Raw genomic sequence first — 20,821 nt, 5'->3', positions numbered from 1 at the left:
TAAACATCCATATTTAACAAAACATATTAATCGGGCACAGCCGAACAAGACGCAAAAAAGTTCGGCAATAGGAACACTTATAAAAAGTCAATCAGGCAGAAATATTTATCAACACCCCATCTACCAACTAAAACCGGAATGACTTAGATCCAAACTAACGACTCCAGTCATACTTATCAAACCGCAAAGATATTCAATTAGTGTCTACACAACTTGAAACTCAACCACCGACAATCGGGCATTGAACAACCCATACCGGATATAACAGAGGCCCATAAAAAAACGCCTCAACAGAGGCGTTTTTTAGTTAACCGACAGGCTTTTCGCCATACCAGCGCGGCGTATACACCCACTCGCCTCCCCCGGCCCGGGGAAACACGCACGTGGTGGACGAACCGATCAGCACCATAGTGCGCATGTCCACCTGATCCGGGGTCAATTGCCCCAGCGTGGTGACGCGCAACGTCTGGCCAGGACGACCGATATCACGCCCCAGCACCACCGGCGTTTCAGCCGTGCGGTGTTGCGCGACGATCTCCAGCGCACGGCCCAATTGCCACGGACGCGACCGGGAAATCGGGTTGTAGAAGGCCAGCGCCAGATCGGCCTGGGAGGCGAGATCGAGGCGCTTCTCGATGATCGCCCACGGTTTGAGGTTGTCCGACAGCGACATCACGCAGAAGTCATGCCCCAGCGGTGCGCCGGCCTGGGCCGCAGTGGCCAGGGACGCGGAGACGCCGGGCAGGATTTGCAGATCGACGTTATGCCAGTGGGCATCGCTCGATTCGTGCAGGGCTTCCAACACCGCCGCGGCCATGGCGAACACGCCCGGATCACCGGACGACACCACCACCACCGAACGCCCCTGGGCCGCGAGTTCGAAGGCGTGGCGGGCACGCTGCATTTCTTCGCGGTTGTCGGTGCAGTGCATGACTTGATCAGCGCGGAACGGCCCAGCCATGCGCACGTAGGTTTCATAACCCAGCACATCGTTAGCCCGGGCCAGTTCTGCTTTCACCGCCGGGACCATCAGTTCGGCAGCGCCGGGGCCGAGGCCGATCACTGCCAGGCGCCCGCGAGGTCGGCCGATCAACAGTGGATCGAGCGGTTCAGCGGCGACGGCAATGGCCATCGAATCGTTGATGGCAATCGCCGTCAGCAGTGAAGGAACCGCGCCGCGCGCGAGTTCAAGCACCGTGCCGGACCGGGCGTTGAAACGTAGCGGCACGCCCATCTCCAGTGCGGTCTCGCGCAATGCACTGCTGGCCATGTCCCTTTCATCCGCCAACAAACACGCCAGCGATTGCAGTGCGATATTCGCTTCATGCAATGCGGTGCGAATGGCTTCTGCCGTTCCCGACGTCAGCGCCACGACAACATTGCGCGGATAAATCAGCAGCTCATTCGCACTCGGCTGGCGCTCGGCATGCCCGACATGGATCGCCAATCGCGCCTGTTGATCCTCCGGCAACTGCGCCTCAGCCAGCCACGGCGCCGGGCCTTCGATGCGCACCGATTCGCCCGCGAGCAAATCCGAGACGAAGCGCTTGCCTAGTTCCAGATCACCCAGGGCATAACCGCTGGGCGGGTTGAGCAGGCACGTGCCGAAACGCAATTCACCGCTGGTGGTGATCGCGGCGGCGCCGTCCAGAGCGGCGGCGATCTCCCGCGCCAACGCATTCACCCCGCCCAAGCCGCCGAGCAGCGGCACCACGGCGCTGCCGTTCTCGGCCACGGCGAGCACAGGCGGCTCGGCGCCCTTCTCCAGCAACAACGGCGCCAGAGTGCGAATGACAATGCCGGCCGCGCACAGTGCGATGATCGGCGTGTCCTGTTGATAGAGCTCACGCAGGGTCGCGCCGAACTCTTGATATTCGCGATCGGCGCCGTCAACCCGCCCGGCCAGACCGTGGATCACGGCCTCCGGGTAGCGCTGCTGAATCTTGCGCGCCGTGGCGAGACTGCCATTGCCAAGGATGACAATGGCCGGAGCAGACCGGCCCATCACCCTTGCCACCGTTCGCCAGGCACGATGATCAGCGAGAAGTACGGCGACGACATCGGCTCGACTTCATCCAGCGGGACGATTTTCTGGTTGGCCATGGTCGCGCGTTCGACGTACAGCGCGCGCCCGGCCATACCGAGTTCTTCGAGCACCTGACGCACCTTGGGGAAATTGCGCCCCAGCTTCATGATCACCGCCGCGTCCGCATCGGCCAGACGCCGCTTGAGTTCTTCATGGGGCAACACGCCGGACAACACCGACAAACTCTGATTGCGATACACCAGCGGCGAACCCAGTACCGAGGCGCCGCCAAGCATCGAGCAAACACCCGGCACCACTTCGGCGACGTAGCGCTCGGCCAGGCGATCGTGCAGGTACATATAAGAGCCGTAGAAGAACGGATCACCTTCGCAGATCACCGCTACATCACGACCGGCATCCAGATGCTCGGCAAGCTGTTCGGCGGCGCTGTCGTAAAAGTCGCTGATCACTTGTTCATAGGACAGCGGCGCCGGCAAGGCTTCGGTGGTCACCGGGTACACCAGCGGCAGCAGGTTTTGCGCTTCCTGCAGGTGCGCTTCGATGATGCCGAACGCGTTGCCCTTCTTGCCCTTGGCTACGAAATACGCCACCACCGGCGATTCGCGCAGCAGGCGCAGGGCTTTGACGGTAATCAGTTCCGGATCACCGGGGCCGACGCCCAGGCCGATCAAGCGTCCAGGTTGCTGCATCATTCGATCTCCGTGGCGAGGGCGTTGACGGCGGCGGCGGCCATGGCGCTACCACCCAGCCGGCCTTGCATGATGACAAACGGCACACCGCGACTGTCCGCCGCGAGCATCGCCTTGGATTCGGCGGCGCCGACGAAACCCACCGGGAAGCCGAGGATCAACGCCGGTTTCGGTGCGCCCGCGTCGATCATTTCCAGCAGATAGAACAACGCGGTCGGCGCGTTGCCGATCACCACCACGCTGCCTTCCAGGTACGGGCGCCACAGTTCCAGCGCAGCGGCGGAGCGGGTGTTGCCCAGCTCCCGAGCCAGTTCCGGAACGCTGTCGTCGCGCAGGGTGCAGATCACCTGATTGTTCGCCGGCAGGCGCGTGCGGGTCACGCCTTCGCTGACCATCCGTGCGTCACACAGGATCGGTGCTCCGTTCGCCAAGGCATCGCGCCCGGCCTTGCCGGCGCCTTCGGAGAATTGCAGACCGTCGATGGCCTCGACCATGCCGCAGGCGTGGATCACCCGCACCGCAAGTTTTTCCAGGTCGGCCGGGATGCGCGAAAGGTTGGCCTCGGCGCGAATGATCGCGAAGGAGTTGCGATAGATCTCCTGACCGTCGCGGATGTAATCAAGCATCAAGGGGGCTCCGTGAGCGGGCGTCGAGCAAGGCCGCGACCGCTTCAATAGTAAGGTTGCGTGCGTGCAGCGTGCCGAAACCGGGCTGTGCTGCATCGCGAAAATAGAGGTCGTAGTGACCGGGGTTCACGGCCAGCAGAGTGACCGGGGCAACATGGGCGGCGGCACAGGAACGCGGGCAACCGGACAAATGCACATCCAGGATTTGGCCGTGACGTTGCAGTAACGCCGCCAGTTGCAGGGCATCGCCCTTGGTGTCGGCCAGGCCTTTGCCACAGCCGGCGGAACCGGTGCAGGCGATCAGATGCGTCAACGCATCGTCGGCCGAACAGCGCAGGCCCAGGCTTTCCAGGTTGTGGATAACTTGAGCGGCGGCGTCTTCGTGGATATTGGGCAGCAGCAAGCTTTGCCACGGCGTGAAACGCAGGCTGCCATCGCCGCGTTCGCGAGCGAGTTTGGCGGCGCCCCGGAGCATGACGGCGTCGAGTCGGCCCAAGGGCGGTACTGCGCCAACATAGACCCGGCCGGGTTCACGCTGTGGATAAGCACCGACAGGCAGAACACTCGAAGCGCGCGGCACGCGGGTGACGGGCACCAGCGGTACACGTTCGGCCAGTTGCGCGACAATCCCGACCACCGATTGCTCGGCCAGCAGATAACGCATGCGCGTCTGCTCGGGACGCGCCAGCTCAAGGAACAGCTCAAGCACCGCGATCACCAGTGCGTGACCATGCTCCAGCCGCACCGCACTGATCGGCGCATCCGTCGGGCACCCGGCCAGGCCGAAGGCCAACAAGCACTCGCCATTGTGTTCAACGGCGCTCAACCACAGGTCATGATGATGTTCGAGCATCGCCAGACCTTCGCCGCCATCGAGTTGCACGGCGAACTTGGCGCTCAACGCGTGGAAACGCGGATGGCTTTGCAGGCTGTCGAGGATCTGTTCGGCCAACGGGCGCGTATCGAACAACATTTGCCGGTCGATCCCGGCGCTCGGGCTGAGCATCAGGTTGCGCACGTCGTCGCCCGCCGCGCTGCGTGGCCCCAGTCCGGCGGCCAGCAGGCTCTCGATCAATGGCGCCTCTTCGCGGCCAATCCCGCGAATCTGCAGGTTGGCGCGGTTGGTCGCTTCGATCACACCGCTGGCGAAGCGCTCGGCTGCATTGGCCACCGCTTCAGCCTGATCGGCACTGATCGAACCGCCATTCAACTTGATCCGGCAAATCCCGCCATCCAGCGCCTGGACAATACGCAGCAACCCCGGGCAAGCCGAGGGGCGTATGGCAGTGGACATCGGGCGTTCGTTCAAGGGGGCGACCGGCAATGTGGGAAAGGCGCTTCGCGGGCGAAGGCGCGGTATTATGCCTGCTTTGTTCGACGGCATGAAAAGCCTGCCCGTCGGAACAGTCCGTTTGCGGACTTTTTTTGAGGATGGCGGATGCAACCCTGGCTGACAGTAGTGGGAATCGGTGAAGACGGCTTCAAGGGCCTGGGCAAAAACGCCCGACGGGCGCTGCTGGGCGCTTCGCGGATCATTGGCGGCCAGCGCCAACTGGATTTGCTGCCGGTGTGCATTCGTGGCGCGCGGCAGTTGTGGCCGAGCCCGTTTTCCCTGGCCCCGGTGCTGGAGCGCCATGGTGAACCGGTGTGCGTGCTGGCCAGCGGCGATCCGATGTTCTTTGGCGTCGGCGCCAGCCTGGCGCGGCAAGTGCCTGCCGAGCAGATGTTGATCTTGCCGGCGCCTTCCTCTTGCTCCCTCGCAGCGGCTCGAATGGGTTGGCCGTTGCACGAGGTGGTAACGCTTTCGGTGGTGGCTCGACCGGTGGCTGCGCTCAATGCGCACCTGTTCAGTGGCGTGCGGTTATTGGTGCTGAGCAATGACGGGCAAAGTCCGGCGGCTATCGCGACGTTGCTGCATGAGCAGGGTTTTGGGTTGAGCCGGTTGACCGTCCTGGAACACTTGGGCAGCGAAGCTGAACGGCGAATAGAAGGCGTTGCCAGTGATTGGAACCCGGTCGAAATCGCTGACTTGAATCTGGTCGCCATCGAATGCATCGCCGAACCGCACACACCGCGCCGGTCTCGACTGGCCGGGTTACCGGACTCCGCGTTCAAGCACGACGGCCAACTGACCAAACGCGACGTGCGCGCCATCACCCTCGCCCGCCTCGCGCCAACACCCGGCGAACTGCTGTGGGACGTCGGCGCGGGCAGCGGCTCGATCGGCATCGAGTGGATGCGCGCTCACCCAAGCTGTCGGGCGCTGGCCATCGAGGCGGATGACGGTCGACAGTTGTTGATCGAACACAACCGCGATGCGCTGGGCGTTCCGGGCCTGCAACTGATTCGCGGCAGCGCACCGCACGCCTTGGCCGGCCTCGAACGTCCGGACGCGATTTTCATCGGCGGCGGCGTGACCCGCGATGGTGTGCTCGACACCTGTTGGGCCGCGCTAAAACCCGGTGGCCGCCTGATCGCCAACGCCGTCACCCTGCAAAGCGAAATGACCCTGATGGCCTGGCGCGAACAACACGGCGGTGAGCTGACCCGCATCCACATTGCCCAGGCGCAACCGTTGGGCGAGTTCGATACCTGGCGCCAGGCGCTGCCGATTACCCTGCTTGATGTGACGAAACCGCTCGATGCGTGACGAAACCGCCGAACACCCCGCGCCCCTGCGCAGCGGCCTGACCACCGGCAGTTGCGCCACGGCCACCAGCCTCGCGGCTGCGCGCCTGTTGCTCAGTGGCGCGAGTGCCGACGCGGTAGAGATCGTCCTGCCCAAAGGCAAACGGGTGCAGATGCGCCTGGAGTTCTGCCGTTTGCTCGACGATGGTGCCGAGGCCGGGACGATCAAGGACGCCGGTGATGATCCGGATGTGACCCACGGAGCATTGCTCTATTCCCGCGTGCGCCTGGACGCCGAACCGGGCATTCGGTTTATTGCTGGCCGAGGTGTCGGCACCGTTACCCGGCCAGGTTTGGTGTTGAACGTCGGTGAACCGGCGATCAACCCGGTGCCGCGCAAGATGATCACCGATCACCTGACCTTACTCGCCGAAGAATCGAGCTACAGCGGCGGTTTCGAGGTCACGGTCAACGTCGAAAACGGCGAAGCCCTGGCACTGAAAACCATGAACCCGCGCCTGGGGATTCTCGGCGGCCTGTCGATCCTCGGCACCAGCGGGATCGTGCGGCCATTTTCCTGCGCGGCGTACATTGCCTCGATCCACCAGGGCATCGACGTCGCAAAAACCAACGGCTACCTGCACATCGCTGCCTGCACCGGCAATGCCAGCGAAGACACCATGCGCCGGGTCTACGACCTGCCGGAAATCGCCCTGATCGAAATGGGCGACTTCGTCGGCGCGGTGCTCAAGCATGTGCGCCGAGTGCCTGTGGATAAACTCAGCCTGTGCGGCGGCTTCGGCAAGATCAGCAAATTGGCGGCCGGGCATATGGATTTGCACAGTCGGCATTCGAGCATCGACCTGCCGCAACTGGCGGAATGGGCAGCCGGAATTGGCGCTGATGAAGCGTTACAACAATCGATTCGCGAAGCGAACACCAGTCAGCAGGCGCTGGCCATGGCCAGTGCTGTTGGCATCGCGCTGGGAGATGAAGTGTGTCGCCATGCGCTGGAATTCGCTCGCAGCGTGGTGCCGGCACAGGTTCAGGTCGAGGTGTTTGCCATCGATCGACAGGGCGGGATTGTGGGTCATGCGGGAGCTTTTGAATGAAGCGTGTATTGCTGCTCGGTGGCGTGACGGAAGCCTTGGCCATCGCCCGGACGCTAGGCCCGGAACATATTTACAGCCTGGCCGGCGTCGGTCGTGTGCCGACGGATTTAACCTGTCAGGTTCGCGTCGGCGGTTACGGCGGCGCGGAAGGTCTGGCGCAGTTCATTCGTGACGAAGGCATTGAATTGCTGCTGGACGCCACCCACCCCTACGCGGCGCAAATCAGCCAGAACGCCGCGACCGCCGCAAAACGGTGTGGCATCCCGTGCTGGGCCCTGCGACGTCCGGCCTGGCAACCACAGGCCGACGATGACTGGCGCGAAGTCAGCGACTGGGCTGAATTGATCGAAGCCCTCAAACCCTTCCGCCGACCGCTGTTCACCCTCGGCCGCGAGCCCTTGCAACACCTGCACGAAATCCCGCCAGCGCAATTCTGGACCCTGCGCGCCCTCGACGTTTACCCCGGCAACGAACGCTGCGAAGTCATCGGCGCCCGTGGGCCGTTTGTGATCGAGGATGAACGTGAGCTGTTCGAGCGTCGGCAGATCGACGTGTTGATCAGCAAAAACAGCGGCAGCACCGCGACGGAGCCGAAGCTCGAAGTGGCGCGGGAACGCGGGGTGCCGGTGTTGGTGTTAAAGCGGCCGGTGTTGGTGGGGGTTGAGCGGGAGTTTGGGTCGGTCGAACAAGTGCTGAAAGCCTTGTCCGTGTCAGACCATTCCTGAGGTCTTCAAAAACCTGAGAATTGGCTGGCAGATTTTCAGGAAAGCGCCGGCTATTCCCCCATTAACTTCAGCCCTATATTCGGATTCCTCTAACCCGATCAAGCAGACCCACCTTTCATGAGGGACGGCCAGCCTCATCCCCCAAAAAGCGGTACTTGCCAGACTGTATCCCAAGGAATACGATTACGTTATGATCCACTTCGAAAAATCCCGTGTATTTGCCGATTGGCTCGACTCATTGAAAGACACCATTGGCAAGGCTCTCATCATCGCCAGACTCCGATCTGCCGAACATGGAAACTTTGGTGATTGCGAGCCGGTTGGGGCAGCGGTCTATGAAATGCGCGTTCATTACGGTCCCGGCTACAGGATGTACTTCACTCGCAGAGGTGAAGTGGTTTATTTCCTACTGATAGGTGGAGACAAGTCGACCCAAAAACGAGATATCAAACGCGCCGTTCAAATGGCGCAAACCATCGGTAACGAGGAGTAAGTCATGACCGAACAGTTCACCCGCTTCGACGCCGCCGAGTTCCTTAAAACACCGGAAGAGATGGCCGCTTATCTTGATGCTTGCTTCGACGAAGATGCAGGCGACGGCGTTCTTATACGCGCCGCGCTCAACGACATCGCCCGAGCAAAAGGTATGACACAAATCGCCCGCGATGCCGGTTTAGGTCGCGAGAGTCTGTACAAAGCGCTAGGCAGCACTGGCAATCCGGAATTCGCGACTATCATGAAAGTTATGAAAGCCTTGGGCCTGCGTCTGCACGCCGTTGCTCTCTAAGCGTGCTGCGACACCACACCGCACGCCGCTTTTTTACTTATCGGCCCTGATCAGGCTAAATGGCCGCGCCTGATCGCCCACTCAACCGGATTTGTCCCATGTCCCGACAACGGCTCGCATTTGCCTGGATCGCCTGCTTTGCAGTGCTGTTCAATATGCTCGCCATGCCGTTGAGCGGAGCGATGGCGCAGGCGGCGAAGTCACCCGCCGAGCAGTTGTTGTGGGGCAGTTTTTGCACCTCCAGCGGGACCAGGATGGTAGCGATTTCCCTGGGCACGCTGGAACAGAAATCCCCGACAAGCGACGATCATTCCAACATGCAGCATTGCTGGTGTTGCTCGGGTTCCGCGCCGTTGGTGGCGTTGCCGGGGCATGTGCCGCAGCTGTATTTCGCGCCGTTCGAGGCCAATCGCAGCTTGCCCGCCGCTTCTCTCGATTCGCCCACACCGCGCCAGCAATGGCCGAGTCTCAATCCCCGCGCGTCCCCTCTGGTGTGATTCCTTCTCGCAATTGACCTGCGTTTTGAATCGTTCTGGAGAACTGCCATGTTGAACAAACTCATCGTTCTGGCCGCGCTGCTGTTGCCTGCCTGTTTCGCCAATGCCCACGAATACAAGGCCGGGGCGCTGGAAATCGCCCATCCGTGGTCGCAGGAACTGCCGCCCAACGCGCCAACCGTGGCGGCTTACTTCGTGATTCACAACAACGGCAAAACCGCTGACCGGTTGCTGAGTGTCGATTCGCCGATTTCGGAAATCGCCCAGTTACATGAGCACGTCATGCAGAACGATCTGATGAAAATGCAGCAGGTGCCGAGCGTCGATATCCCGGCTGGCGGCAACGTCACATTCGCACCGATGGCCTATCACGTGATGCTGCTGAACCTGAAAGACCGCAGCCTGTTGAGCGACGGCAAACGTTTCCCGCTGACGATGCACTTCGAGAAGTCCGGTGACGTGACGGTTGAAGTCTCGGTGCAGAAAAAACCGCCGGAAGATATGCAGATGCACGCTCACGCCCAGTAATCGCCTGAGCCGCAAACGCCATGCGCCCGCTTAGCGCCAGGTCATCCGCACACCGCCGTCAGTCGTCAGGACTGACCCGCGGCAGCTGGATCAGCCTGTTCGCCATGTTGATGATCTTTATCGGTCCACTGATTTCTCAGTCGATGCCGATGGATCAGCGCGCCTCGCCGCTCATGAACATCAGCATGAGCATGAGCATGCCGATGGGCATGAGCATGGACGGGCACGGCGAACAGGCGCAAGAGCACTGCCCACCCGCCGCCGAACACCATGCGCTCTGGGAAAAATGCGGCTATTGCAGCCTGCTGTTCAACTGCCCGGCGCTCACCGGCGGCCAGACTTTCGTTGCCTTCGACACACCGACCACCAACACCTTCACCACACCCTCCCCTCGCCTGGGCCACGCCCGGCAACCGTTCTTTCCCGGCGCCCGCACCCGCGCGCCGCCCATCGTCGCGTAAACACCCACCCGATCTCACACGGCTTAGAAAACAGACCAAGGCGCAGTGCTGATCAGTTAAGGCGCGCACCTGTGGGAGCGGGCTTGCTCGCGAAGAGGGAGTGTCAGTCAACGTTAATGTCGACTGGCATACCGCTTTCGCGAGCAAGCCCGCTCCCTCAGGGATGGCAATGTTGAACTCCTTGACTGCTTGGCATTGCTCCAAGGCTGCCGGCCGTGTCGTTTACGACTGTTCGATGGAAATTGTCATGTCCAGGTTTTCTGCTAACACACGCTTGAGTTGCACCCACGCTACCGCCGTCCTGTGCAGCGTTTTACTGACCCCGATGGCGCTGGCCGATGAACACGCCGGCCACTCCGAAGAGTTGAGCCCGACGGTCATCACCGCCATCGCCCCGAGTTCGCCGCTGACCATCGTCACCAATCCCAAGGACCCGCGCCAACCGGTGCCGGCCAGTGACGGTGGCGATTATCTGAAGACCATTCCCGGCTTCGCCCTGGTGCGCAATGGCGGCACCAACGGCGACCCGGTGCTGCGCGGCATGTTCGGTTCGCGGCTGAACATCCTCACCAACGGCAGCATGATGCTCGGCGCCTGCCCGGGCCGGATGGACGCGCCAACGTCGTACATCTCCCCGGAAACCTACGACAAACTCACCGTGATCAAAGGCCCGCAAACCGTGCTCTGGGGCCCGGGCGCCTCCGCCGGCACGATCCTGTTCGACCGCGAACCGGAACACTTCGGCGAACTCGGCACCCGCGTCAACGCCAGCGTGCTGGCCGGCTCCAACGGTCGCTTCGACAAAGTGGTGGACGCCGCGGCCGGCGGGCCTCTGGGCTACGTGCGGGTGATCGGCAACACCGCGCATTCCGACGACTACAAGGACGGCAACAACGACACCGTGGCGTCGCGCTACGACAAGTGGAACGGTGACGTGGCGCTCGGCTGGACCCCGGACGCCGACACCCTGCTGGAACTCACCGCCGGCAAGGGCGATGGCGAAGCGCGTTACGCCGGGCGCGGCATGGACGGTTCGCAGTTCAAGCGCGAAAGCCTGGGCCTGCGTTTCGAAAAGTCCAACATCGGCGACGTGCTGGATAAGGTCGAGGCTCAGGTCTACTACAACTACGCCGACCACGTGATGGACAACTACACCCTGCGCACGCCGTCCGGCACCGGGATGATGGCGGGACCGATGGCTTCGAACGTCGACCGTCGCACTCTTGGCGCGCGGATCAAAGCCACCTGGCGCTGGGCAGACGTGCAGTTGATCAGCGGCCTCGACGCCCAGACCAACGAGCACCGCCAACGCAGCAGCATGGGCATCGACACCTATAAAGACCTGCCCTACACCAAGGACGCCGATTTCCATAACTACGGCGTATTCGGCGAGCTGACCTGGTACGCCGCCGACCGCGATCGCGTGATCACCGGAGCGCGGGTGGACCGCGCCTCAGCCAAGGATTATCGGCAGACCACCGACACCGGCATGATGAGCATGCCGAACCCGACGGCCGACAAGACCCGCGCCGACACCCTGCCCAGCGGCTTTATCCGCTACGAGCGTGACCTGGCCGACAGCCCGACCACGCTGTACGCCGGCCTCGGCCACGCCCAGCGTTTCCCGGATTACTGGGAGCTGTTTTCCCCTGATGCCGGTGCCGCCGGTTCGGTGAATGCTTTCGATTCGATCAAGCCCGAGAAAACCACCCAGCTCGACTTCGGCCTGCAATACAAGACCGAAGACCTCGAAGCCTGGGCCTCGGGTTACGTCGGGCAGGTGCGCGATTACATCCTGTTCAACTACACGCCCGGGATGATGGGCAGCACCTCACAAGCGCAAAACATCGACGCGCGAATCATGGGTGGCGAACTCGGTGCCGCTTACAAATTGACCTCCAACTGGAAAGCCGACGCGACCCTGGCCTACGCCTGGGGCAAGAACAGCAGCGACGGCAAGGCCCTGCCGCAAATGCCGCCGCTGGACGCGCGACTAGGCCTGACCTACAGCGAAGACAACTGGAGCGCCGGGGCCTTGTGGCGTGTGGTGGCGGCGCAAAACCGTATCGACCAGAACAAGGGCAACGTGGTCGGCAAGGACTTCGACAAGAGCTCGGGTTTCGGCGTGTTCTCGCTGAACGGCGCGTACCGCATCAACAAGAATTGGAAGGTCAGCACGGGCGTCGACAACTTGTTCGGCAAGGCCTACGCCGAGCACTTGAACCTGGCGGGGAATGCCGGGTTCGGCTACCCGGCCAATGACCCGCAAGCCATCAACGAACCGGGGCGCACGCTCTGGACCAAGGTGGATATGAGTTTTTAAAAGCTTCGCGAGCAGGCTCGCTCCCACAGGGACAGCGCAGTACTTGAAGGGTGAGCTGGCTCGCGATGGGTTGCGAAGGAACCGCACATCAAGAACTAAAACAGATCCATGCCAAAGCGGAGCACAACCGATGAAACAGCCCAAACCGAACTTCTACAACCTGGCCTGGCGTTGGCATTTTTACGCCGGGCTCTTCGTCGCACCCTTCATGGTCATGCTGGCCCTGACCGGCCTGATTTACCTGTTCAAACCGCAACTCGATCCGTTGATGTACGGCAGCCTGATGAACGTCCCGGCCGGGCATCACGCGGTGTCTGCCGACGACCTGCTCAAGCGGGTGAAACTGGCGTACCCGCAAGGCCAGATCAAACAATACCTGCCACCGCCCAACGCGGAACGCAGCGCACAGTTTGTCGTGATCAATGCCGGTCACGAGCTCAACGTTTTCATAGACCCATACCACGGCGACATCCTCGGTGAGCAAGACGCCAAGCAAAATCTGCAAGCCCTCGCCCGGGCGATTCACGGCGAACTGATGATCGGCACCGTCGGTGATCGGCTGGTGGAACTGGCCGCAGGTTGGGGCGTGGTGTTGGTGGTGTCCGGGGTTTTCCTGTGGTGGCCACGGGGTCAGTTTGCTGGCGTGCTGTGGCCACGATTGAACAGTCGCGGGCGTGTGCTGTGGCGTGACCTGCATGCTGTTACCGGTTTCTGGGGCGCGGCGTTTTTGCTGGTGATGCTGCTCAGTGGCATGACCTGGACCGGTTTCTGGGGCAAGCAATACGCCGAGGTCTGGAACACCTTCCCGGCCGCGATGTGGGACAACGTGCCGAAGTCCGACGTCGAAGCCCGCAGCCTCAACAGCGCTACGCGCCAGACCGTGCCTTGGGCCATGGAAAACACGCCGATGCCGATGTCCGGCGACCACGCCGAACACATGGCCCACGGCGCCGCACCGGCCGGTCCCGCAGCGCCGACCATCAGCCTGCAAGACGTGCAAAACATCGCCGTGCAACGCAAGGTCGAGCCGGGTTACAGCATCACCTTGCCGACCACCGCCACCGGCGTATTCACCATCGCGGTGTTCGCCGACGACCCGCGCAACGACGCGACCCTGCACGTCGATCAATACACCGGTGACGTCCTCGCCGACGTGCGCTTCGAGCAATACGGCAGCGTTGCCCGCGCCACGGAAATCGGCGTGATGTTGCATGAAGGCAAGATGTTCGGTGCGTTCAACCAGATCGTCGTGCTGCTGATCTGTCTGATGATTCTGCTCAGTGCCGTCAGCGGTGTGGTGATCTGGTGGAAGCGTCGCCCGGACGGCAAATTCGGTGTGCCGCCGCTGCGTCACGACTTGCCGAAATGGAAAACCGGAGTGGCGATCATGCTCGCGCTGGCGGTGATTTTTCCGCTGGTGGGTGCTTCGCTGATAGTCGTGTGGCTGCTCGATCGGCTGCTGCTGTCGCGCTTCAACCGACAAACTGAATCCGCCTCACCTTCATCATGAAACAGGCGAGATGCGCGCATTAGAGGGATCTGTAGACTTCGCGCGCTTATCTCCCGGTCATTTTTAGTGTTACTGTATAACGCAAATGAGCCGCCCTGCCCGCAACCGGAATGTTGCGGGTTTTCTTTGCAGAAGTGATTCACCGCCCCGATGAACAAGTACCTCTTGTCCAGCCTTTGCCTGCTCGCTTTGAATAACAACGCCCAGGCGCAAGCGCTGACGTTGCCCACCGGCACCATCACCGCCACCGCCGTGGACGATCAAAGCGTCAGCCTGAACACGCCGACCACCGCCGGTTCGCGCCTGAACCTCACGGCGATGGAAACCCCGGCCAGTGTCGAAAGCCTGACCGGTGAGCAGATCCGTGCTCGCGGTGATCGCAGTGTGCAGGACGCGGTGTCGCGCAGCACCGGCATCAGCCGCACCGGCACGCCGGGGGATGGTGGTACGTCGTTGTCGGCGCGAGGTTTTACCGGGCAGGGTTCGGTGATGCAGTTGTATGACGGCAATCGCCTGTACAGCGGCATGGGCACGGTGACGTTCCCGGTCGACACCTGGTCGGTGGAGCGCGTCGATGTCCTGCGCGGCCCAGCCTCGGTGTTGTATGGCGAAGGCGCGACCGGGGCGGTGGTCAACGTGATCCCGAAAAAGCCCTTCGACGGCGAGATCGAAAACCACCTGCGCATTGGCTACGGTTCCTACGATGCCCAGCAGCAAGCCTTCGACAGCGGCGGCTCGCTGACCGATACCCTGAGCTATCGCTTGAACCTCAATCGCCTGCGCAGCAATGGCTGGGTTGATCGCGGCGATTCCGCCAGCGACTTCATCAGCGCGGCGTTGCGCTGGCAGGCGACTGATGATTTGGCGTTCACCCTCGCCCACGATTACGGCGACCAGAACCCGATGAACTACTTCGGCACGCCGCTGATCAACGGCCGCTTCAAGGAAAGCCTGCGGGACAAGAATTACAACGTCAGCAACGACAAACAGCACTACAACGATCAATGGACGCGGCTGACCAGCGAATGGCATATCTCCGATAACGTCAGTTCGAGCAACGAGCTGTATTACCTCAAGGCCCAGCGCCGCTGGCAGAACGCCGAGAACTACAACTTCGACCGCGACACCCAACAACTGAGCCGCAGTGGTTATTTCGGCATCGGCCACACCCAGGAACAGATTGGTGATCGCCAGACCTTCACCTTCAAACACACCCTGTTCGGCCTCGACAGCCAGACAGTAACGGGCGTTGATTACAACCGCATCCGCTTCCAGCTCGACAGCAATTCACCATTCAACGACGTGCTGCCGAACGGACAACCGGTGGATGTGTATCACCCGCAACCGGGTCGCTTTGAAAGTGCCGATCCGTATCGCAGTCAGTTCCAGTCCACGACCAAACAGATGTCGATGTTTGCGGAAAACCGCACGCAACTGAGCGAGCGCTGGTCGGTGATCACCGGCGTGCGCCGCGACTACGTGCATGTCGATCGCACCAACCTGATCGATGACAGCCAAAGCGACAAGACCCTGACCGGCAACAACTGGAAGGCCGGGTTGGTGTTTGCGCTGACGCCGGACACGTCGTTCTATGGCCAGTACGCCACGAGCACCGATGGCGTCGGCGGCTTGATTTCTCTGAGCCCGAGCCAGCAGCAATATGACTTGTCCACCGCCAGACAGACCGAAATCGGTGTGAAGCAACTGTTCTGGGACCAGCGCGGCGAGTTCACCCTGGCGGCGTATCGCATCGTCAAAAAGAAACTGCTGACCGATGATCCGGGCAACCCGACGCTCAAACAGCAAGTTGGCCAGCAATCGTCGAATGGCCTCGAAGCCAGCCTTGATCTACAACTGCCCCATGCCTGGCAACTGCAAGCCAACGCGGCCATCGTCAAAGCCAGGTACGACGATTTCTCGGCGGTGGTGAACGGTGAGACTGTGTCATACAACGGCAACCGCCCGACCGATGTACCGCGCCGCACGGCGAATTTGTGGCTGAGCAAAGCGATCAACGATGACCTGAAGGCCGGCGCTGGCGTGCGTTATGTCGATGCGCGTTTTGCCGACATGGCGAACCGGAATGAGTTGCCGAGCTACACCGTGATCGATGCCACGTTGTCCTGGAAAGCGCTGCGCAATACGACGCTGGGGTTGCAGGTGAACAATCTGTTTGACCGGCAGTATGCGCAAAGCCAATACAATGAGGGGCAGCAGTGGATTTTGGGTGAGCCGCGGTCGTTTTTTGTCACAGCGGATTATGAGTTTTGACTTGAGAACCACCCCTCACCCTAACCCTCTCCCCAAAGGGGCGAGGGGACTGACCGACGCGTTCTTTCGACATTCTGCGACCTGAGATATCGAGTCGAACTCAGGCTTTGAACAGCATGAAGATCGGCTCCCTTTCCCCCTCTCCCCTTTGGGGAGAGGGCTGGGGTGAGGGGTCGATCTACCAGACAAACACCGCAATCACGATCACCACCCAACGGAACCCGCATGACCTCGCTCAACCTCACCAACCTCGCCTGGACACCCCTGGGCCACGGCCATTGTCATCACCAGTTCCAACTGCGTGATGCCTCGTTGCACGTGGCCGCCGGTGAGTTTGTCGGGTTGATCGGCCCCAACGGCAGCGGCAAGACCAGCCTGTTGCGTTGCGCCTATCGCTTCAGCAAACCCGAGAGCGGCGAGGTCACGCTCGACCACCACAATGTCTGGAAGCAATCCTCCCGCTGGTGCGCGCAACGCATCGCCGTGGTCTTGCAGGAGTTCCCCGACGCCTTCGGCCTCACCGTCGAAGAAGTGGTCGCCATGGGCCGCACGCCGCACAAAGGGTTGTTCGACGGCGACACGCTGGAGGACCGAAACCTTGCCAATCAAGCACTGGAATCCGTTGGCTTAAAAGGCTTCGAAGACCATGCCTTCGCCACCCTCTCCGGTGGTGAAAAGCAGCGAGTGATCCTCGCCCGCGCCCTGGCACAGCAACCGCAACTACTGATCCTCGACGAGCCAACCAACCACCTCGACCCGCGCTATCAGCTTGAGCTTTTGCAATTGGTCAAACGCCTGAACATCGGCACGCTGGCGAGCATCCACGACCTCAACCTGGCCGCCGCTTTCTGCGATCGTTTGTACGTGATCAACCACGGCCGCATCGTCGCCAGCGGCACGCCGAAAGAAGTCCTGACCGCCCTGCTGCTGCGCGATGTATTCGGCGTCGAAGCGCTGATCGATGAACACCCCCTCCACGGCTACCCCCGAATCACCTGGATAACCCAACCATGACTGTGCGTTCCCTGCTGTGCGTCGCCCTGTTGCTGGGCGCTGCCCAAGCCTCTGCCGAGGCCACGAAATACCCGCTGACCGTCCAGAGCTGCAACCGCGACGTGACGTTCAAACAAGCGCCGAAACACGCGGTCAGCCACGACATCAACATGACCCAGATGATGCTCGCCCTCGGCCTCAAGTCGAGCATGGTCGGCTATAGCGGCGTCAGCGGCTGGAAGTCGGTTACACCCGACATGCAGACCATTCTCGACGGTCTGCCGGAACTGGCGGCGAAGTACCCGTCGGTGGAAACCCTGCTCAACGCCAACGTCGATTTCTTCTTCGCCGGTTGGGATTACGGCATGCGCGTCGGCGGTGACCTGACGCCGCAAACCCTGCAACCGCTGGGCATCAATGTCTATGAGCTGACCGAGTCCTGCGCGTTCGTGATGAAGCGCCCGGCGGCCAGCCTGGACGACACCTACAACGACCTGCGCAACCTCGGCAAAATCTTCGACGTGCAGGACCGCGCCAATACCTTGATCGCGGATATGCAGGCGCAAGTTGAGGAGGTGCGCAAGAGTCTGCCCGCCGACAAACCCCGGGTGTTCCTCTACGACAGCGGCGAAGACCGGGCCATGACGTCCGGCCGTCTCGGCATGCCGCAAGCGCTGATCGATGCCGCTGGAGGGCGCAATATTCTGGATGACGTCGAGGCCAGTTGGACGCGGGTCAATTGGGAGAACGTGGTCGAGCGCAATCCGCAAGTGATCGTGATCGTCGACTATGGCGAAGTTACCGCCGAGCAGAAAGAGCAATTCCTGCTCAACAACAAAGCCCTGCAATCGGTGGACGCGATCAAGAACCAGCGCTTCATCGTCATCCCCTACGTGCAGGCCACGCCGGGGATCGACAACGTGCTGGCGGTTGAAACCCTGGCCAAAGGGTTCCACGGCGAATGATCGATCGTCGCTATGCCTTGCTGCTGATCGCCCTCGGCGCGCTGTTGCTGGTGTCGTGCGTGGTGTCCCTGGGCTTCGGCCCGGCGCGAGTGCCGGTGGACGTGGTGTGGCGGATTTTACTGCACAAGCTGCTCGGTATCGGCGTGCCGGACTGGGCTGCCGGGCAGGAACATATCGTGTGGCTGATTCGCGTGCCGCGCATGTTGCTCGGGGCGTTGGTGGGTGCCGGATTGGCGTTGATCGGCGCGGTGTTGCAAGCGGTGACGCGCAATCCCCTGGCCGATCCGCATTTGCTCGGTGTGACCTCTGGCGCCACCTTGGGCGCGGTGATTGTGGTGCTGCATGTCGGTGAGATTGTCGGGCTACTGACCTTGCCGATTGCCGCGTTTATCGGCGCGCTGGCGAGCATGTTGATCGTGTTGATGATCGCCAATCGCAACGGGCGGCTGGACAGTGATCGGCTGTTGTTGTGTGGCGTGGCGGTGTCGTTCGTGATGATGGCGATTGCCAATTTGCTGCTGTTTATGGGGGATCATCGCGCCAGTTCGGCGGTGATGTTCTGGATGCTCGGCGGGCTCGGGTTGGCGCGTTGGGAATTGCTCGCCGTGCCTGCCGCGAGTGTATTGCTTGGCCTGGTTTTATTGCTGGGAATGGCTCGGCCGCTTAATGCCTTGATGGCAGGCGAGCAGACTGCCGTGACGCTCGGCCTGAATGCCCGGACCGTGCGGTTGCGGGTGTTTTTGATTGCGTCGCTGATGACCGGGGTGCTCGTTTCGATCAGCGGGTCCATCGGGTTTGTCGGGTTGATGGTGCCGCACATTGCGCGGCGGTTGGTCGGGGCGGAGCATCGCCGATTGTTGCCCGTTTGCGTCTTGCTCGGCAGCGTGTTTCTGGTCTGGGTCGACGTCGCCGCCCGCACCCTCATCGCCCCCGAAGATCTACCCATCGGCGTCGCCACCGCCGCCATCGGCGGCCTGTTCTTCATCGGCCTCATGCGCCGACGCTGATCTTCAGAGCCCCTCATTCCCCTGTAGGAGCTGCCGAGTGAAACGAGGCTGCGATCTTTTGATCTTAAAAAATCAAAGTCAAAAGATCGCAGCCTCGTTTCACTCGACAGCTCCTACACAGCTCCTACACAACTCCTACAAGTTCATACACAGCACCAACACAGTTCCTGCATCAGTCTTCGCCCCAATCTGGCGCAACCCGACGCACCAGTGCATCCTCGGCGTCCCTTCCTGGTGCGCCGCCGTCCCCGCGCAACCGCTCTAACACGACATTTTCTTGCCAAAACCCGACCAGGCACAGCCCTTGCAAAACAGCTTTCAGTAGTCCGCCTCTGCCAATCAAAAAAAATACTAATGTTCACGGAGTTAGCACAATGAAGCGTCGCAGCTTGATCAAGGCTTTCACACTCTCGGCATCCATTGCCGCGATGGGCATGACCTGGACGGTCCAGGCCGCAGAGACCATCAAGGTCGGTATCCTGCACTCCCTGTCCGGTACCATGGCGATCTCCGAAACATCCCTCAAAGACATGGCGTTGATGACCATCGACGAAATCAACGCCAAGGGCGGCGTGAACGGCAAGATGCTGGAACCGGTAGTCGTCGACCCGGCCTCGAACTGGCCGCTGTTCGCCGAAAAGGGCCGGCAGTTGCTGACCCAGGACAAGGTCGCCGTGGTGTTCGGCTGCTGGACTTCCGTATCGCGTAAATCGGTGTTGCCGGTGTTCGAAGAACTCAACGGCTTGCTGTTCTACCCGGTGCAGTACGAAGGCGAAGAAATGTCGCCAAACGTGTTCTACACCGGCGCCGCGCCGAACCAGCAGGCGATCCCGGCGGTGGAATACCTGATGAGCGAAGAAGGCGGCAGCGCCAAGCGTTACTTCCTGCTCGGCACCGACTACGTCTACCCGCGCACCACCAACAAAATCCTGCGCTCGTTCCTGCACTCCAAAGGTGTGGCAGACAAGGACATCGAAGAGGTCTACACCCCGTTCGGCCACAGCGACTATCAAACCATCGTCGCCAACATCAAAAAATTCTCGGCGGGCGGCAAGACGGCGGTCATCTCCACGGTCAACGGCGACTCCAACGTGCCGTTCTATAAAGAACTGGCCAACCAGGGCCTGAAAGCTACTGACGTTCCGGTTGTGGCGTTCTCGGTCGGCGAAGAAGAACTGCGCGGCATCGACACCAAACCGCTGGTGGGCAACCTCGCGGCGTGGAACTACTTCGAATCGGTGGAGAACCCGGCTAACAAGAAATTCGTCGCAGACTGGAAAGCCTACGCCAAGAAACACAACCTGCCGGGCGCCGACAAAGCGGTGACCAACGACCCGATGGAAGCCACCTACGTCGGCATTCACATGTGGGCGCAAGCGGCGGAGAAAGCCAAGTCCACCGACGTCGACAAAGTCCGCGAAGCCCTGGCCGGCCAGACCTTTGCCGCGCCATCGGGTTACACCCTGACCATGGACAAGACCAACCACCACCTGCACAAGCCAGTGATGATCGGCGAGATCCAGGCCGACGGTCAGTTCAACGTGGTGTGGCAGACCGAAGGCCCGATCCGCGCCCAGCCGTGGAGCCCGTTTATCGATGGCAACGACAAGAAGCCGGATTATGCGGTGAAGAGCAACTGAGGCGGATCCGGG

At 61.4% G+C, this 20,821-nt stretch carries 19 protein-coding genes; 15 read left to right on the top strand and 4 right to left on the bottom strand.

Annotation, left to right across the window (positions count from 1 at the left end; genetic code table 11):
- Positions 1-307 precede the first annotated feature (307 nt).
- Genes cobJ through cobG form a run of 4 tightly spaced genes read right to left on the bottom strand, consistent with a single transcriptional unit; the run spans position 308 to position 4,656 of the window.
- Entirely contained in the window at positions 308-2,005 is a 1,698-nt protein-coding gene (gene cobJ, locus HB680_RS24565; RefSeq protein WP_213941020.1) for a precorrin-3B C(17)-methyltransferase, read from the bottom strand.
- On the bottom strand, positions 2,005-2,736 hold the full coding sequence (locus HB680_RS24560) for a precorrin-2 C(20)-methyltransferase (RefSeq protein WP_213941034.1): 732 nt from the start codon (positions 2,734-2,736) through the stop codon (positions 2,005-2,007). Before HB680_RS24560 ends, cobJ begins: the two co-directional genes overlap by 1 nt.
- Positions 2,736-3,362 carry a precorrin-8X methylmutase gene (locus HB680_RS24555; protein ID WP_213941019.1) on the bottom strand — a complete coding sequence of 209 codons (627 nt, stop codon included), beginning with the start codon at positions 3,360-3,362 and terminating at the stop codon, positions 2,736-2,738. The genes HB680_RS24560 and HB680_RS24555 overlap by 1 nt, the downstream gene beginning before the upstream one ends.
- The gene (gene cobG / locus HB680_RS24550; protein ID WP_276572272.1) at positions 3,355-4,656 is read right to left on the bottom strand and encodes a precorrin-3B synthase; all 1,302 of its coding nucleotides are present in this window, start codon (positions 4,654-4,656) and stop codon (positions 3,355-3,357) included. The genes HB680_RS24555 and cobG overlap by 8 nt, the downstream gene beginning before the upstream one ends.
- Before the next feature lie 144 nt (positions 4,657-4,800).
- Between cobG and cbiE the strand changes: the two genes are divergently transcribed.
- The 15 genes from cbiE (at position 4,801) to urtA (ending at position 20,809) form a co-directional block, all read left to right on the top strand.
- A complete protein-coding gene (cbiE, locus tag HB680_RS24545) occupies positions 4,801-6,012 on the top strand; it encodes a precorrin-6y C5,15-methyltransferase (decarboxylating) subunit CbiE (protein WP_213941017.1) in 1,212 nt (403 codons plus the stop codon).
- Positions 6,005-7,102 carry a cobalt-precorrin-5B (C(1))-methyltransferase gene (locus HB680_RS24540; protein WP_213941016.1) on the top strand — a complete coding sequence of 366 codons (1,098 nt, stop codon included), beginning with the start codon at positions 6,005-6,007 and terminating at the stop codon, positions 7,100-7,102. The genes cbiE and HB680_RS24540 overlap by 8 nt, the downstream gene beginning before the upstream one ends.
- Positions 7,099-7,827 carry a cobalt-precorrin-6A reductase gene (locus HB680_RS24535; protein ID WP_213941015.1) on the top strand — a complete coding sequence of 243 codons (729 nt, stop codon included), beginning with the start codon at positions 7,099-7,101 and terminating at the stop codon, positions 7,825-7,827. Before HB680_RS24540 ends, HB680_RS24535 begins: the two co-directional genes overlap by 4 nt.
- A gap of 190 nt (positions 7,828-8,017) precedes the next feature.
- The gene (locus tag HB680_RS24530; protein WP_213941014.1) at positions 8,018-8,320 is read left to right on the top strand and encodes a type II toxin-antitoxin system RelE/ParE family toxin; all 303 of its coding nucleotides are present in this window, start codon (positions 8,018-8,020) and stop codon (positions 8,318-8,320) included.
- A 3-nt stretch (positions 8,321-8,323) separates the two neighbouring features.
- Positions 8,324-8,614 (top strand): addiction module antidote protein, encoded by a 291-nt coding sequence (locus tag HB680_RS24525; protein ID WP_213941013.1) that lies wholly within the window; start codon positions 8,324-8,326, stop codon positions 8,612-8,614.
- A gap of 98 nt (positions 8,615-8,712) precedes the next feature.
- Positions 8,713-9,111, top strand: coding sequence for a DUF2946 domain-containing protein (locus HB680_RS24520; protein WP_213941012.1), 399 nt, complete (start codon positions 8,713-8,715; stop codon positions 9,109-9,111).
- Between the two features lie 48 nt (positions 9,112-9,159).
- Positions 9,160-9,639 carry a copper chaperone PCu(A)C gene (locus tag HB680_RS24515; protein WP_213941011.1) on the top strand — a complete coding sequence of 160 codons (480 nt, stop codon included), beginning with the start codon at positions 9,160-9,162 and terminating at the stop codon, positions 9,637-9,639.
- 20 nt (positions 9,640-9,659) lie between these two features.
- Positions 9,660-10,100, top strand: a complete 441-nt coding sequence (locus HB680_RS24510) for a DUF2946 domain-containing protein (RefSeq protein ID WP_213941010.1) — start codon at positions 9,660-9,662, stop codon at positions 10,098-10,100.
- Positions 10,101-10,347: 247 nt separating this feature from the next.
- Positions 10,348-12,423 (top strand): TonB-dependent copper receptor, encoded by a 2,076-nt coding sequence (locus HB680_RS24505; RefSeq protein ID WP_213941009.1) that lies wholly within the window; start codon positions 10,348-10,350, stop codon positions 12,421-12,423.
- A 130-nt stretch (positions 12,424-12,553) separates the two neighbouring features.
- Positions 12,554-13,933, top strand: coding sequence for a PepSY domain-containing protein (locus HB680_RS24500; RefSeq protein WP_213941008.1), 1,380 nt, complete (start codon positions 12,554-12,556; stop codon positions 13,931-13,933).
- 150 nt (positions 13,934-14,083) lie between these two features.
- Positions 14,084-16,204 carry a TonB-dependent receptor gene (locus HB680_RS24495; protein WP_213941007.1) on the top strand — a complete coding sequence of 707 codons (2,121 nt, stop codon included), beginning with the start codon at positions 14,084-14,086 and terminating at the stop codon, positions 16,202-16,204.
- Positions 16,205-16,429: 225 nt separating this feature from the next.
- Positions 16,430-17,218, top strand: coding sequence for an ABC transporter ATP-binding protein (locus HB680_RS24490; RefSeq protein WP_213941006.1), 789 nt, complete (start codon positions 16,430-16,432; stop codon positions 17,216-17,218).
- Entirely contained in the window at positions 17,215-18,162 is a 948-nt protein-coding gene (locus tag HB680_RS24485; RefSeq protein WP_213941005.1) for an ABC transporter substrate-binding protein, read from the top strand. Before HB680_RS24490 ends, HB680_RS24485 begins: the two co-directional genes overlap by 4 nt.
- Positions 18,159-19,169, top strand: coding sequence for an iron ABC transporter permease (locus tag HB680_RS24480; RefSeq protein WP_213941004.1), 1,011 nt, complete (start codon positions 18,159-18,161; stop codon positions 19,167-19,169). Before HB680_RS24485 ends, HB680_RS24480 begins: the two co-directional genes overlap by 4 nt.
- A 374-nt stretch (positions 19,170-19,543) precedes the next feature.
- A complete protein-coding gene (urtA, locus tag HB680_RS24475) occupies positions 19,544-20,809 on the top strand; it encodes an urea ABC transporter substrate-binding protein (RefSeq protein ID WP_213941003.1) in 1,266 nt (421 codons plus the stop codon).
- Positions 20,810-20,821: the final 12 nt, after the last annotated feature.

Source organism: Pseudomonas sp. dw_612 (assembly GCF_018449725.1).
GTDB lineage: Bacteria > Pseudomonadota > Gammaproteobacteria > Pseudomonadales > Pseudomonadaceae > Aquipseudomonas.
This window is presented reverse-complemented; position numbering and strand designations above follow the sequence as displayed.

Bases quoted from the DNA above. Each gene is read 5' to 3' on its own strand.
- cobJ (WP_213941020.1), bottom strand. From the start codon at position 2,005: ATGGGCCGGTCTGCTCCGGCCATTGTCATCCTTGGCAATGGCAGTCTC.
- HB680_RS24560 (WP_213941034.1), bottom strand. From the start codon at position 2,736: ATGCAGCAACCTGGACGCTTGATCGGCCTGGGCGTCGGCCCCGGTGAT.
- HB680_RS24555 (WP_213941019.1), bottom strand. From the start codon at position 3,362: ATGCTTGATTACATCCGCGACGGTCAGGAGATCTATCGCAACTCCTTC.
- cobG (WP_276572272.1), bottom strand. From the start codon at position 4,656: ATGTCCACTGCCATACGCCCCTCGGCTTGCCCGGGGTTGCTGCGTATT.
- cbiE (WP_213941017.1), top strand. From the start codon at position 4,801: ATGCAACCCTGGCTGACAGTAGTGGGAATCGGTGAAGACGGCTTCAAG.
- HB680_RS24540 (WP_213941016.1), top strand. From the start codon at position 6,005: ATGCGTGACGAAACCGCCGAACACCCCGCGCCCCTGCGCAGCGGCCTG.
- HB680_RS24535 (WP_213941015.1), top strand. From the start codon at position 7,099: ATGAAGCGTGTATTGCTGCTCGGTGGCGTGACGGAAGCCTTGGCCATC.
- HB680_RS24530 (WP_213941014.1), top strand. From the start codon at position 8,018: ATGATCCACTTCGAAAAATCCCGTGTATTTGCCGATTGGCTCGACTCA.
- HB680_RS24525 (WP_213941013.1), top strand. From the start codon at position 8,324: ATGACCGAACAGTTCACCCGCTTCGACGCCGCCGAGTTCCTTAAAACA.
- HB680_RS24520 (WP_213941012.1), top strand. From the start codon at position 8,713: ATGTCCCGACAACGGCTCGCATTTGCCTGGATCGCCTGCTTTGCAGTG.
- HB680_RS24515 (WP_213941011.1), top strand. From the start codon at position 9,160: ATGTTGAACAAACTCATCGTTCTGGCCGCGCTGCTGTTGCCTGCCTGT.
- HB680_RS24510 (WP_213941010.1), top strand. From the start codon at position 9,660: ATGCGCCCGCTTAGCGCCAGGTCATCCGCACACCGCCGTCAGTCGTCA.
- HB680_RS24505 (WP_213941009.1), top strand. From the start codon at position 10,348: ATGTCCAGGTTTTCTGCTAACACACGCTTGAGTTGCACCCACGCTACC.
- HB680_RS24500 (WP_213941008.1), top strand. From the start codon at position 12,554: ATGAAACAGCCCAAACCGAACTTCTACAACCTGGCCTGGCGTTGGCAT.
- HB680_RS24495 (WP_213941007.1), top strand. From the start codon at position 14,084: ATGAACAAGTACCTCTTGTCCAGCCTTTGCCTGCTCGCTTTGAATAAC.
- HB680_RS24490 (WP_213941006.1), top strand. From the start codon at position 16,430: ATGACCTCGCTCAACCTCACCAACCTCGCCTGGACACCCCTGGGCCAC.
- HB680_RS24485 (WP_213941005.1), top strand. From the start codon at position 17,215: ATGACTGTGCGTTCCCTGCTGTGCGTCGCCCTGTTGCTGGGCGCTGCC.
- HB680_RS24480 (WP_213941004.1), top strand. From the start codon at position 18,159: ATGATCGATCGTCGCTATGCCTTGCTGCTGATCGCCCTCGGCGCGCTG.
- urtA (WP_213941003.1), top strand. From the start codon at position 19,544: ATGAAGCGTCGCAGCTTGATCAAGGCTTTCACACTCTCGGCATCCATT.